Below are 14,264 nucleotides of genomic sequence, written 5' to 3' on the forward strand. Positions count from 1 at the left end.
TACGCTAGCCTATCCCTTCGCTGCAGTCGCGTAACGATCAGGCCGCCTTCTCGGGCATTTTGGCCGCGCAGTGCTGGCTGATGAACTGGGCATGGAGCGGCAGGTCGCCGACGACCCGTCGCAGCAGTTCGGCCGCGTGGTCCAGTTGCTGCGGGACGCCATCGAACGGGATGCGATCCACCAGCGGGTGATAGCCGCGCGGATGCACCCCCATCCCCTCCATCACCGATTGCCAGCTGACCGCGCGGAACAGCTCGTCCAGCCCCTCGGCCAGACTGCCATTGACGCGAAACAGGTCGATCTTGCGCTTCAGGCCCGGCGGCAGCTCCATGTCCCGGCACTCGCGCCAGAAGGCCGTGTCATCCCGCTCGGTCGTGCAGTAGTGCAGGACGATGAAGTCGCGGATCTCCTCATAGTCCGTCCGCATGCGTCGATTATACTCCTCAGCTAGCGCCGGATCGCAGTCGCGGTCGGGAAGCAGGCGGAAGAAGAAGTCCATGCCGCGGTAGATCAGGTGGATGGCCGTCGATTCTAGCGGCTCGATGAATCCGCCGGCCAGCCCGAGGGCCAAGACGTTCTTGTCCCATAGCTGCTCGCGCATCCCGGTCTTGAACGGCACCACCATAGGCTTGACCACGGGCGCGCCCTCGACCTGGCTCATCAGGGTCGCGGTCGCCTCGTCGTCGCTCAGATATTTGCTGCAGAAGACATAGCCGTTACCGGTCCGGTGCTGCAGCGGGATGCGCCAGCGCCAGCCGAAGTCTTGGGCCTGGGCCATCGTATAGGGTGTGGGCGCGCCGACATTCTCGGTCTGGACGGCGATGGCGCGGTCGCACAGCAACCAACGGGACCAATCCTCGTAGCCGACACCCAGAGCCTTGCCGATCAACAGGGCGCGGAAGCCCGAGCAATCGATGAAGAAGTCCGCCTCCACCGTCCGGCCGTCCTTCAGGATCAGCTTCTCGACGAAGCCGTCGGCCCGAACCGCGACATCATCGACTATACCCTCGCTCCGCGTCACGCCTCGCGCCTCGGCATAGCTGCGCAGGAAGCGCGCGACGCGTTTCGCATCCACATGCAAGGCGTAGCTGGCCCCGCCGATGGGCGTCCGCGCCGCCTTGAACGGCAGGGTGAATTTGCCGTTCTTGGCCATCACAGCTGCGGGTGCGAAATCCTGCAGCGCGCCGGCATATCCGTGTGCCTTGGCCTTCAGCCACAGCTGGTAGAAGTCGGCCAGATCGACCGGCGCCCCGATGGTCCCGAACGGGTGGAAATATCGCTCGCCCTTTCGTTTCCAGTCCTGGAACTCGATGCCCAGTTTAAAGCTGGCCTGAACCTCGCGTACGAAGACCTGTTCGTCGATCCCCAGCTTGGCCAGCAGTTGCAGGAAGGGCGGGACGGTGGATTCCCCGACGCCGATTGTGCCGATGTCGTCGGACTCGACCAGTTCGATCTGGCCCATCGCTCCCTTGAAATGCTCGGCCATCAGGGCGGCGGCCATCCAGCCGGCGGTGCCGCCGCCTACGATGCAGATCTTGCGGATCGAACGATTGGGATCGGTTTCCATCAGGCGGCTTTCGGCGAGGCGAACTGAGACAGGAAGGCCCCGTGACTGGGCGTGCGGGCGACGGCGTCGGCGATTGCGGCGCGCATCTGTTGCAGGCTGACGTCGAGGTCGCGCGCGGGTATGCCCTCCACCGCCGGGTCGATCCGGTCCGGCATCCAGTCGAAACCGTCATAGATGGCCAGCCAGCTGGCTGGATGGAACATCTCCCAGCGATAGCGGACGAACTGTCCCCTCGCCTTCCAGAGCTCGACCTTCTTGCGCAAGGTGTCTGGGATATCCGCCTCGCGCCGCTCGCGCCAGAAGGGTTCGACACGGCCGTTCAGCCAGTAGTGCAGGATGATGAAGTCGCGCGTCCGTTCCATCTCGCGCGCCGACTGGTCGTTGAACTCGTCGATCACGGCGGGGGCGAACGTCTTATCGGGGAACAGGCTCTTCAGCCGTTCGATCCCGTTCTCGATCAGGGCGATGCTGGTGCTCTCCAGCGGCTCCAGGAAGCCGGTCGACAGGCCCAGGGCAACGCAGTTCTTTACCCAGGCGCGATCGCGGCGACCGGGGCGGAAACCAATGCGACGCGGCTCAGTGATCGGCTTGCCCATCAGGTTCGGCATCAGGGCGTCCAGCGCCTGCTGGTCTGTCATGTGGCGGCTGGAAAAAACCATTCCGTTGCCCGCGCGGTGTCTCAGCGGAATACCCCACTGCCAACCGGCCGCATGGGCGGTGACGCGGGTATAGGGCACAGGCTCCGTCCCCGGCGCATTCTCGCTCTGCACGGCGAAGGCGGCGTCGCAGTCGAGCCACTTCCCCCAGTCCTCATAGGTCGACCCGAGGGCCTCGCCGATCAGCAAGGCGCGGAAGCCGGAGCAATCGACGAACAGATCGCCCGCGACCTTGCGGCCGTCGTCCAGCACCAGCGCTTCGATGAAGCCGTCCGTTTGTCGAAGATCGACGCTGCCGATCCGCGCATCGATCCGGCGCACACCCGAGGCCTCCGCATAGGCGCGCAAATGTTTGGCGAACAGCGACGCATCGAGATGGAGCGCCCAGTCGAACACCGACAATGACGATGGCGGATTGGGCGACGGCCCGGTGAACTTGCCTGCCTTGGCCAGCGATGCACCCAACGAATACGCAGCAAGAGGCGTCGTGTCGCCCAACCGCCTCTGCTTCATCCAGTAATTATGGAAGCCCACCCCGTTCAAGTCCTGACCGTACAGGCCGAAGGGATGGATAAAATCGGATCCCGTCCCGTTCCAACCGACAAAGCGGATGCCAAGTTTGCAGCTGGCCTCGGTCGCGCCCATCACATCGGCGTCGCTCATCCCAAGCTGGGCGTAGAAGCGCCGGATGGTGGGAATGGTGGCTTCTCCGACACCGATTGTGCCGATCTCGGACGACTCGACCACGGTGATCGTCACGGGCGTGTGGCGCAGGTGATGGGCCAGGGCCGCGGCCGCCATCCACCCGGCGGTGCCGCCGCCCGCAATGACGACGTCGCGAATGGCGGTGTCGGATACACTGTCCATGACAGACCCTTGGCTCTTGAACTGGATACTCAAAAAGATTGGCCGGCGACAACACAAGGGCGCCGCCGGCCGAGGCTTCAGGAGATCTAGAACTTGGCGCGTACGCCCACGAACCAGCGGGGTTCGAACTCGTTGCGAGAGTGGAACTGCTCCGCCCCCTTCTCGAATTCGAGGTAGTACTCTTCGATCTCGCCAAAGACATTGGAGCCGTTGGCGTAGATAGTGATGTCGTCCGTCACATCATAGGTGATGTTGACGTCCACATACTGGGCCGTGTCCTGGTAGATCGGAATGGCCCCGAACGTGCTGGCCAGACGCGGCGTGCGGTAGTTCCAGGCGACACGGGTCTGAAGACGTTCCCCCTGGTACCAGAAGGCGGCGTTGATCTGCTGCTCGGAGTTGTCCGGGAACGGCAGGTCGTCGCCGGACAGGTTCTGGGCGTTCTGCGAGCTGTCCGAGAAGGTGTAACTGCCGTCGAAACCGAAGTCGCGCAGGAAGCCGTCCTCAATGAAATCGCTGAATGCCAGCTTTGCCCCGACTTCCACCCCTTGCAGCGAGCCGCCTTCGCCCTGAACCGGACGGTTGACCGGCACGATTCGGCGGATGATGCCGTCGCCGTCCGGGAACTGCCCGTCGTTGACCGTGGCGCGCGTGACGAAGCTTTCTATCTCCAGCTTGAACAGGGCGATATTGAACATCGTCGCTCGGCCCATATAGTACTCGAGGCTGAGATCGTAGTTGTTCGACCGCCACGGGTTCAGCTCCGGGCTGCCCGCGAAGCTGGCCCCGGTCACCCGGCGCACGCCCACAGGCGAGGCCGTCGGATCGGTCGCGGTAGGCCCTGCGGAGTCGGCCGTCGAGATGGTGACGCCGCCGCCGTAGTTACCAAGATCCAGCGGGATCATGGTCTTGTTGTATGCGGCGCGCAGCTTCAGCCGATCGCTGAAGTCATAGACAAGGTTCACCGACGGCAGATAGTCGGTGTAGCTGCGCGACGAGATCGTATCGCCAACATCCAGGTTGGTGTCGCCGTAGTTGCGAGTGTCGCCGGTCTGGTTCTGACGCACGCGCAGCTCGGTCTCGATGACCTTCAACCCGATGTCGCCCGAAAGATTGCCGATGGCGATGCCGGCGTTCAGGTAGGCGCTGTCCTCATAGAGGTCGACGTCATAGCTGTTGCCAGGGATAATGACCTCATAGGCGCTGCCGAACACCCTCTGCTGGAAGCCGACGACGTCATCGAAGTCGCGCGGATCGACGACCCAAACACCCGGCATGCCGCGCGTGATCGAGCCGAAGTCGCTGAGGAAGTAGGTGTTATTGTTTGCGTTCAGGCGCGTCGGACGGTTGACCGTATAGCCCTGGAAGATGGTCTGGGGGTTTGTCGCGCTGACTGGCAGGCCAGGGTTGAATGCGGGGTTGGGCACCTGTTCGCCGGCCTGGCACTGGTTCTGGTTCATGACGACATCGATCGCCTTCCACTGAACCGAGCAACCGTTGACGTCCGAGAACAGGTGGAAGCTGGTGATATTCACCTCGCGGTCGGAGTGACGCAGACCCGCATCGACTCGGGTGATGAAGCCGAGCGCCGGTCCGCCCTCGAACTCATAGCTGCCGTCCATGCGCAGGACGGACAGTTCGGATTCGTTGCGCTGGTTGCCTTCCGACGAGTAGGCGGCGACCGCATAGCTGTCCTGATTGGACATGTAGTCGGTCAGAGGACGTGTCCCCAGACCGCCGACGATCGGACGGTCGAAGCCGCTCCAGACCGTCTGGCCGCCGCCGATGTTCAGGTGCAGTTGCGGGTCATTGCCGATGCCCAATGGGTTCGGGTTGATGTAGCGGCCGCCGGCCGAACCGACGATGCTGTTGGAGTATTGCGACGCCGGATATTGTGCCGCGATGGCCGCCGAGTAGAAGGGGCCGCGCGTCCGGTCCAGCGGATCGCGGAACAGGGTGAAGGCGCGATCGGGCGCGTATTGCCAGTTCGACAGGTCGCCCTGGACCTGACCGTTCATGCTCAACAGAGACGCCTCGCCCCGCAGCGCGCGCGCCGAGAAGGTGAAGGGACCGCCGCGGTCGTATTTCAGTTCCAGATTGTAGTTGGTCGACTCGTTGTTCTTGGTGCGGTTCACCGTGAACGAGTTCATCCACCAGACGTCGAGGTCGTACTCGGTCACGTCCAGCCACGGGTTGCCGTTGCCGCCACTCACGCCCGTAGTGGTGAAAGCCGTCGGCGTCGTCCAGGTCAAACCGTTCCAGCGGTTGGAGATGTTCAGGCCGGCGGCGCGGTCATGCTCCTCCAGCTTGGTGTAGAAGACCTCGCCGGTCAGTTCGAAGCCGTCGTCGATCTGCCAGGTGAAGGCGCCGTTCAGGCCAGTGCGCTTGCGTTCCACCACGCGGGCGAAGGTGTCGTAACCGTGCGGTGCGATCCAGTTGGCGTCCGAGCCGCCCCAGTCGTTGTTACCAAAGACCCCGCCGGAAACGCCGGAATAGTTGTTGCCCAGATTGCTCTCGCTGTAGACGCCCGAGATCATCGCGCCGAAGCGATCCGTCCGCCAGTTAAGCAGGCCGTTGAACAGATAGTCCTGCTCCTGGGTGTCCTCGCCTGAGGCGTATTCCGAGGCCACGGCCGAAGTCAGCCCCTCGCTGAAGTCGAACGGGCGCTGGGTCCGCAAGTCGATAGTGCCCGAGATGCCGGAGATGGCGTTGCGCACATCCATCGACTTGAACACGACGATCGACTTCATCAGCTGGGCGGGCACGTCGTTCAGGTTCGGCTGGGCGCTGCCCAGATTGCCGGGCGCCAGATACTGTTCGCCGTTCAACAGCGTCACAACCTGCGGCAGACCCCGGATGTTGACGGTCGCACCCTCGCCGGCGCTCCGCTGGATCTGGATGCCGCTGATGCGTTGCAGAGCGTCGGCCACGGTGACGTCCGGCAGCTTGCCGATGTCTTCCGCCGAAATCGCGTCCACGACAGCCGTTGTGTTGCGCTTGATGTCGATTGACTGTTCCTGCGACGCGCGGATGCCGGTGACGATGATCTCGTCGAGTTGGGTCGCCTCGTCCTGCGGCGCGGTCTGGGCGAAGGCGGGCGACGCCAGCGCCGTACTCGCCATCAGGGCCGTTAGAATGGATCTCTTCTGCAGTCTCATTTTGTTTCCTCCTCCGTGGGCGCCGCCTCTGAGGGCGGCTTTGTCCAAAGTTTGCGCGTTCAAGGCCTCATGGTTCGCGTCGACAGTTCCGTCTCTCCCCCAAGAGCGTTGTCGAGCGCGTCTCGTCCGATCTGGACGCGATAGGTTCCGGCGGCGATCCGCCAGCCGGGCATAGCCGTGTCGTATTCCGCCAAGATGCGAGGCTCTGCCGTGATGACGACCTCGCGGCTTTCGCCGGGGCGCAGCGACACCCGCTGCCACCCGGCCAGACGACGGGCCTTCTGGCCCTCTCCGGCGACATACAGTTGCGGCACGTCAGCGCCTTCGCGATCCCCGACATTCGAGACCCGGAAGGTGACGCGCAGGCTGTCGCCGCCCTCGACCTTCAGGTCGCTGTACTCGAACCGGGTGTAAGAAAGCCCGTGCCCGAACGGGAAAAGCGGGACGTGCCCCTCGCGCTCGTACCAGCGGTAACCGACGTCAGAGCCTTCGGGATATTGGACCGGGAAAGGTTCGAAGCCCAAGGCTGCACCCGCCCCGGCGTTCGACGCTGCGTCGGAGGCCTTCATGGCTTCCAGACCTGGAACCTCGGGACGCGGCGCCTGATCGGCGCTGCGTGGGAAGGTGATCGGCAGACGACCCGAGGGATTGACATGACCGAACAGGATGCGAGCTATGGCCTCTCCGCCGCGCTGGCCCGGATACCAGGCCTGAACCACGGCCGGAACGTCGTCGATCCACGGCATCAGAACGGGGCCGCCGGTCTCCAGCACCACCGTCGTCTTCGGATTGGCGGCTGCCACGGCGGCGATCAGGGTGTCCTGATCGTTGGGCAGAGACAGGGTTTCCACGTCCTGCGCCTCGGTTGTCCACTGGGTGGCGAAGACCACGACGGCGTCGGCGCTCTGAGCAGCACGCGTGGCGGCGGCGACATCGTCACCGGCGACGAACTCGACCTCGGCGTCTGGCGCCGCCGCCCGGATGGCGCTCAGCGGCGAAGACGCATGATAGGTCATCCGCGCGAAGGACGCCGCCGCCCCGGACGTCAGCGGAATTTCGATCGGCGCTCCGCCGACTGACCGCACTTGGGACGATCCACCGCCCGAGAGGACCCCGACATCGGCATGGCCGCCGATCACCACGATGCGTCGCGCTTCGGTGCTTAGCGGCAAGGCGCCGCCCTCGTTTCGCAGCAGGACGACGCCCGCCTCCGCCGCCCGCTGGGCCACCTCGGCGTTGGTCGCATAGTCGATCGTCTGGGCTGTAGCGGGGACTGGCGTATCCATCGCGCCCGTTTCGATCATGCCGATCAGGATGCGCCGGACCATGTCGTCCAACCGCGCCTCGGTCACCCGCCCGGCCTTAATGGCATCAGTCAGCGGCTTGCCGAAATAGATTTGACGATCCAGCTCCTGTCCCGACTCCTGATCCAGCCCGCTGTTGGCGGCCTTCTCGGTCGAATGCACCGCGCCCCAGTCGGACATGACCCAGGCCGGATAGCCCCAGTCGCGCTTCAGCACCTGGTTCAGCAGGAAGTCGCTCTCGCAAGCATAGTCGCCGTTGATCCGGTTGTAGGCGCACATGACCGAACCCGGCCGGCCGCGCTCGATGGCGATCTGAAAGGCTAGAAGGTCGCTTTCACGGAGCGCCGCCTCGTCAAGGCGCGCATCCATGATCATCCGCCCCGTCTCCTGACTGTTGAAGGCGAAATGCTTTATCGTGGAGACGATGTTGTTCGACTGGACGCCGCGAATATGCTCGCCCGCCATGACGCCGGCCAGAAGCGGGTCCTCGCCGAGATATTCGAAGTTCCGACCCGCCCAAGGATCGCGGGTCAGGTTCACGCCCCCGGCCAACAGGACGTTGAAGGTCTTGGCCCGCGCCTCGGAGCCGATCATCGCCCCGCCTGCGTGGGCGATCTCGGGATCGAAGGTGGCGGCGGTGGCGAGGCTGGACGGCAGGGCAGTGGCGACATCGCCGCGCCGCTGCTCGATTTGATTGGCGACGCCCAGGCTGGCGTCGCTCTCGCGCAGGGCCGGAATGCCCAAACGCGCCACGCCCGGCACATAGCCGGCCGAGGGAATCATCTGGTCCAAAGGCGCGCCCGGCGTGCGATCGGCCATCGGCGGGAAGTAGCCGTGCACCAGCTGCAACTTCTCTTCGCGGGTCAGCTGAACGACCAGGGCCGAGGCGCGCGCGAAGGCGTCGGCCGAATTCGCAGAGGTTAGCGAAGCGGCCTGCTCGAAGGCGCAAGCGGACCCAACCGGGGTCTGCGCGGCAAGCAGCGCGACGGCTGCGACCGACAGGTTGCGCCAGGCTCCAAACCGCTTCGACATCCGCACGATCCCTCCAGTTCAACGGCAGGAATTTCGTCGAGTGGTGCAAACACGCGTGTACATCGGCCCGTCGGCGACCGAGCGTTTGCGCTCCGTCGCCGGTTCGCTTCCGGCACACAGAACGCACGGGTCCTGTCGCTCGAAGGCGAACGTTTCAGATCGTCGTTCCTGACGCCCGCCCCGACCTTGATCGGACTACGAACTCTGGAAACGTCGACACCTGCCGTCTGTACGAGTGATTGACTCGATTTCCGTCCCTCGGAGGGTCTGCGCCCTCTCATATCGCTGGTAGAGCATGCTTTGAGAGCGTTCACAATCACAAACTGGCCACAAATGGTTACAGCCTCGCCGGGGCTACTTTAGCGCGGCAGTTGTGGGATGTGGTTGGCTAAACGGACTGTTCGCGGATCTGAAACAGCAGGACCAAAGCGACCGCAGCCAACCCCGTCAGGACCAGCAGCAGCATCTGGAAATCCCCCTCCCCCGCCAGAGCGAAGGCCAGGGACGGCGCGATCAGGGCCGGGATAGTGTTCGTCAGATTGAGCACCCCCATGTCCCGCCCCCGATGTTCGGGCGTGATTAGAAGCTGCATCGCATAGGCGCCCTGCAGAGCGAGGAAGAGACCCACCCCCGTGGCGAACAGCACATAGCCTGTCGCCGCCGGAACCCACTGCGGCAGCAAAGCCATCAGCCCGAGCCCCGCCGTCATCATCACCGCCGTGATCAACAGGAAAGGCTTCCTCAACCGCACCGCATCGGACAGCCGCCCCATGGCGATCGACAGGGGCACTAGCAAGATGGTCACCGACCCCGCCAGCCAGGCCACCTCACGCGCGATCTTGGTCGGCGAGACGGCTGCCCCCGACCGCTCGACCGTCTCGAAATAGAAGAGGAGGTAGGCGAACAGGATGCTGCCCGCGATCTGGACCAGCAGTCTCGCGGTCCAAACCCGCGCCAGATTGCGCTTCCTCCCCGCCCCCGCCTGAACCACAGGAACCGACGCCGGCACGATAGGCCCACGCCGTCGGCTTATCAGAAGGAAGGGCAGCATACAGGCCGTGACCAGACCTCCGACAATGGCCAGTTGCGTCCCCTCGCTCCATCCCGCCGAGGCCGTGACGACCATCCCGGACAGGGCGCCGAAGGTATAGACCGCCCCCATCAGCCCACCCGCCAGACCCTTCTGCTGATCCGGGATCTCGTCGGCCGCCGTGGCGCTGAGCGGCGCCAGCATCAGATTAAGCGCCCCTTGGAACAGGACGATGCCGACGATCAGTCCAGCTCGCGTCGTCACCACATCGATCAGGACATAGGAGGCCAGCGTCAGCACGAGCCCCAGCGCCACCCAGGGCCTGCGCCCCCTCTCTTGCAAGACAGTTCGGTCACTGACGACGCCGACCACGATGTTGATCACGCTGGCCACCACCGCCCCGATCAGGGTGGCGAGGCTCAGCAGAGCGACCTTGTCGTCCGGCGCAATGGCCTCGACCTTGATCGGCAAAATGAGGGTAAGCAGCGGCACGTAGGCGATGACCCCGCCGCCCCAGGCTAGGGCGTAGAGCACAAGAAACCCCAGCCCACGCGGCCGGACCGGCGACGTCGCATCGGACAGGATCAGGGTTTGACTCCGCGCATGCGCTATACTGTCAGGCGCACGCGGCGAATGTCGAGACGTTCCCTATCGGCGGCAGTAGGCAGCGTAGGCAGCGATCACCGCATAGCAGACCGCCGGCACGATCAGCGCCATCCGAAGCGTGGACATGTCGGCAACATAGCCGGTCAGCGGCGGGATGATCGCCCCGCCGACGATGGCCATGCAGATGATGCCGCTGCCTTCCGCCGCCCGCTTGCCCAGATTGACAGAGGCCAAGGTGAAGATGGTCGGGAACATGATGGCGTTCAACAAACCCACGGCGATCAGAGCCAGGCCCGAGATCGTTCCAGTGGTGGAGACCGACAGGCCGATCAGGGCGATGGCCCCCATGGCGACGAACGCCAAAACCTTCCACGGCGCGATGAACCGCATGACGAAGGCGCCGATGAACCGTCCGACCAGAGCTCCGCCCCAGTAGAAGGCCAGCCGCTCGCCCGCATGCTGGGCCGACAGGCTGAGCGTATCGGACTGCATCAGATAGTTGGTCAACAGGCTGGCGACCGCCACTTCAGCCCCGACATAGACAAAAATGCCCAAGGCTCCGAAAGCGAAGCGGGGGTCCTTCAACAGATTGAAGGCCCGCAGGAAACCGATGCTCGGCGCCTTCTCCTCGATCAGCCGGTTGCGGTTGAACCAGACGACCAGAGCGACGACGGCCAGCGCCGCCGCAATGCCGATATATGCGTGGGTAATGACCGCCGATTCCGCTGCACGATAGGTGATCAGCGCCTCGCCCGACAGATCCGCCGCGCTGACCGTCGCCAGCGACCCCAGGATTATCGTCGCTCCCACATAGGGGAAGACGGTCGTGCCCAGCGAGTTGAACGCCTGGGCAAAAGTCAGGCGGCTCGACGCCGTCTTGGCAGCGCCCAGCATGGAGATCAGGGGGTTGGCCACCACCTGAACCAGGGTCACGCCTGACGCCAACACGAACAGCGCCCCTAAGAAGGCGACGAACAACCCCGCCCCCGCCGCCGGAACGAACAACAGACACCCCGCCATCATGATCAGCAGACCGACCACGGCGCCGCGCATGTATCCGACCTTCTGCACCAAGGCGGCGGCCGGCAGGGACACCATGAAATAGGCGGCAAAGAAGGCCGTCTGGATCAGCATGGCCTGGAAATAATTAAGCGCGAATAGCTCCTTCAGCTTGGGCACCAGGACGTCGTTCAGGCTGGTGATGCCGCCGAAGATGAAGAATAGGCCGAAGACGAACCACTGCAGGTAGCCGACGTCGCCCTTCGGGCCAGAGCCGGACGTCTCTTCGCCCAGATCGGACGTGGGGCTGGTGGTGGCGATCATTGGCCGGCCTCCTTAGGACAGACGGTGTCGTTATTGTTGGGCGCCAGCTGGATTTCGGACACCGAGACGGTGAAGGCCGAGCCTGTCGACAGGCCGAACGGCACGTCGATCCCCGTCAGGTTCACCCCCTCCCCGACCAGGCACGACAGCCGCACCTTCATCGTCCGCCATTGATTCAGAGGCGCGGCCTTGAACAGGTCGGTCACATCGGTGCGACCCCGGCCGAACATCAGGCCGACATCCCCCTGGGGCGCCGCCTCGACGCGATAGCGGAAGCTGATCGCCAGCTCGCCGTTCGTCTGTCGCGACAGGTCGATCGGCACGCCCTCGATATAGGCGTCGGCCGGACCGGCTCCGGTGAAGGTGAACTGCTGGCCGCTCTCTTGCGCCAGGTCGTCGATGGGCCGGACCCGCACCCCGTCGCGCGGACTGGTCGCCACCTTGACCGTGCCCGGCTTGTTCTGCCCGCCCGCATCCCGCAACATCAGGCCCCACGGCGCGACATAGCGGCCGGCGACGAAATAGTGGTCGACGCTGGAGGTCGAACCGTCAACCCCGCTATCTTCCGACAGGGCGCCGACCTCGCCCGGCCGGGCATACGTGAGGCCGTAGCCATAGGCGAACTGCGGATCGTAGCCCGGTTGTCCGTGGTTCAGCGGCGTCCCCGTCGCATCCTTCGGCCAACTGAACGTCAGTGTCCCGTGGAAGTCGTTGCGCGGCTGTCCTTCGGCATTGCCGATCAGCACATCGGCGACCCCGCCGCCCTCGGTTCCCGGCAGCCAGGCGGCCACAAAGGCGTCGGATGCATTGATCTCCGGATTGGTCCACATCGGTCGCCCCGAGAGGAAGACCGACACCGTGGGCACCCCCGCCGCCTTCAGCCGCAGCAAGGTCTCCAGCGGCTCGGTCGGCAGGAAGTCGAGCGTGTCCACATCGCCCTGGAACTCGGCGTAGGGCATCTCCCCGAAGACCACGATAGCCACGTCCGGCTTGTCGGTGAAGGCGCCGTCGGCGCTCAGCGTCGCGGACCCGCCCGCCGCCTCGACCGCCTCCTCAATCCCGGCCCAGATCGACTGCCCCTGCGGGAAATCGGCGTTGGTGTTGCCCGTCCCCTGCCAAGCCAGGGTCCAGCCGCCTGCGGCCTGACCGATGTCGTCGGCCGCGGTCCCCGCCACCAGCACCCGCGCTCCGCCCCGGATCGGCAGCACGCTCCGTTCGTTCTTCAGCAACACAAGCGACTTGCGCACGGCCTCCCGCGCTAGGGCTCGGTGCGCCGGCGACGCCAGTTGCGCCAGGTCACCCTCGACAGGCCGTTCCTTGCGGAACACTCCCGCCTTGACCTTGGCCCGCAGGATGCGCCGCACCGCCTCATCCAGCCGCGTCTTCGAAATCGTCCCGTCCCGCACATGGGCCAAGGTGCTTTCATACAGTGGCTTCCAGGTGTCGGGCGCCATCAGCATGTCGATGCCCGCATTGATCGCCAAGGCGCAACTGTCGTTGGTGCAACCGGGCAGTTGGCCGTGCGCATTCCAGTCCGACACCACGAAGCCGTCGAAACCCAATGACCCACGTAACACCTCGGTCAACAGGCTGTGGTTGCCCGTATGCTTGACCCCGTTCCAACCGGAGAAGCTGGCCATCACCGACAACACGCCTGCGTCGATCGCCGCCGGATAGCCACCGAGATGGGTATCGATCAGTTCCTGCTCCGAGTCTCGAAAGTCGCCCTGGTCCTCGCCCTCGAAGGTGCCGCCGTCGGCGAGGAAGTGCTTCGCCGATCCCGCGATCCGGCCGGGCGTCAGCGGCCTGTTTGCCGACAGTTCGCCTTGCAGCCCTAGGGTCATGGGGCCCGCATAGGCGCGCTGCACCTCCGGATCCTCGGAATAGCCTTCATAGCTGCGACCCCAGCGATCGTCGCGCGGCACCGCCAGGGTCGGTCCGAAGGTCCAGTCCGCCCCGGTCACCGCCACCTCCAACGCCGTCGCCTCGCCGATGCGGCGGATCAGGTCGGGATCGCGCGCGGCGCCCAGACCGATATTGTGGGGAAAGATCGTCGCGCCCGGCACATTGTTGTGCCCGTGGACCGCGTCGATGCCGTAGATCAGCGGAATGCGCGCGCCCGGCCTGGCCGCCGCCGCCGCCCGGAACTCCCGCGCCAGATCGACCCAGGCCTGGGCCGGCGCCTTGTCGTTCCCGCCAGGCCCGGAGCTGCCGCCCGCCAGAATGGACCCCAAAGGATAGGTCGCCAGATCGGCTGGGGTGATCGATCCAATGTCCGCCTGGATGGTCTGCCCGACCTTCTCCTCCACCGTCATCCGGCTCATTAGCTCGGTGACGAAGGCCTCGGTCTCCGCGTCCGACATCGCAGCAGGAGACGCTGCGCGGGGCCAGATGTTGGGGTGAGCCGTCGCTTCTGGCCGGACCGCCAAATCTTGGGCCATCGCCCCGACGGGCGTCAGAGCCAGCATCGGCAAGGCGGCCAGAAGCGCCGCCGTCGAAAGTGCGTACCGCATGATTTTCCTCGCCCTATGTCACCCGGCCAGTCGCTCTGTCGGCGACCTTTTGTATCGGTTGATGAAATAGTGGCGCAACAGATCAGGGTTGTCACCGAAATTGTGAACGCTCACAATCGAGGCTGCTGACCTTCTCCGACTGTCGCTACTCTTGAACAGGCCGCCAAGCTTAGCGTTCGGTACGCAGCTGATGGGGGCATCTCCAACG

General features: G+C 64.8%; 7 protein-coding genes. All 7 read right to left on the reverse strand.

Translation table 11 applies throughout. The features are described 5' to 3' along the window. Nucleotides 1-37: 37 nt before the first annotated feature. The 7 genes from HNP47_RS04675 to HNP47_RS04705 all read right to left on the reverse strand — a co-directional run bounded on the left by HNP47_RS04675 (nucleotide 38) and on the right by HNP47_RS04705 (nucleotide 14,056). Nucleotides 38-1,567: a tryptophan halogenase family protein gene (locus tag HNP47_RS04675; RefSeq protein WP_260394595.1), complete on the reverse strand. Its 1,530-nt coding sequence runs from the start codon at nucleotides 1,565-1,567 to the stop codon at nucleotides 38-40. Further along, the gene (locus tag HNP47_RS04680) at nucleotides 1,567-3,090 is read right to left on the reverse strand and encodes a tryptophan halogenase family protein (RefSeq protein ID WP_184278530.1); all 1,524 of its coding nucleotides are present in this window, start codon (nucleotides 3,088-3,090) and stop codon (nucleotides 1,567-1,569) included. The genes HNP47_RS04675 and HNP47_RS04680 overlap by 1 nt, the downstream gene beginning before the upstream one ends. 86 nt (nucleotides 3,091-3,176) lie before the next feature. Next, entirely contained in the window at nucleotides 3,177-6,248 is a 3,072-nt protein-coding gene (locus HNP47_RS04685) for a TonB-dependent receptor (RefSeq protein WP_184278531.1), read from the reverse strand. A gap of 59 nt (nucleotides 6,249-6,307) precedes the next feature. Further along, nucleotides 6,308-8,584 (reverse strand): beta-glucosidase, encoded by a 2,277-nt coding sequence (locus HNP47_RS04690; protein ID WP_184278532.1) that lies wholly within the window; start codon nucleotides 8,582-8,584, stop codon nucleotides 6,308-6,310. 388 nt (nucleotides 8,585-8,972) lie between these two features. Continuing rightward, nucleotides 8,973-10,148 (reverse strand): MFS transporter, encoded by a 1,176-nt coding sequence (locus HNP47_RS04695; RefSeq protein WP_184278533.1) that lies wholly within the window; start codon nucleotides 10,146-10,148, stop codon nucleotides 8,973-8,975. 114 nt (nucleotides 10,149-10,262) lie between these two features. Then, nucleotides 10,263-11,543, reverse strand: a complete 1,281-nt coding sequence (locus HNP47_RS04700; protein WP_184278534.1) for a sugar MFS transporter — start codon at nucleotides 11,541-11,543, stop codon at nucleotides 10,263-10,265. Continuing rightward, nucleotides 11,540-14,056 (reverse strand): exo 1,3/1,4-beta-D-glucan glucohydrolase, encoded by a 2,517-nt coding sequence (locus HNP47_RS04705; RefSeq protein ID WP_184278535.1) that lies wholly within the window; start codon nucleotides 14,054-14,056, stop codon nucleotides 11,540-11,542. The genes HNP47_RS04700 and HNP47_RS04705 overlap by 4 nt, the downstream gene beginning before the upstream one ends. Nucleotides 14,057-14,264: the final 208 nt, after the last annotated feature.

The organism is Brevundimonas vesicularis, assembly GCF_014204545.1.
GTDB classification, from domain to species: domain Bacteria; phylum Pseudomonadota; class Alphaproteobacteria; order Caulobacterales; family Caulobacteraceae; genus Brevundimonas; species Brevundimonas vesicularis_B.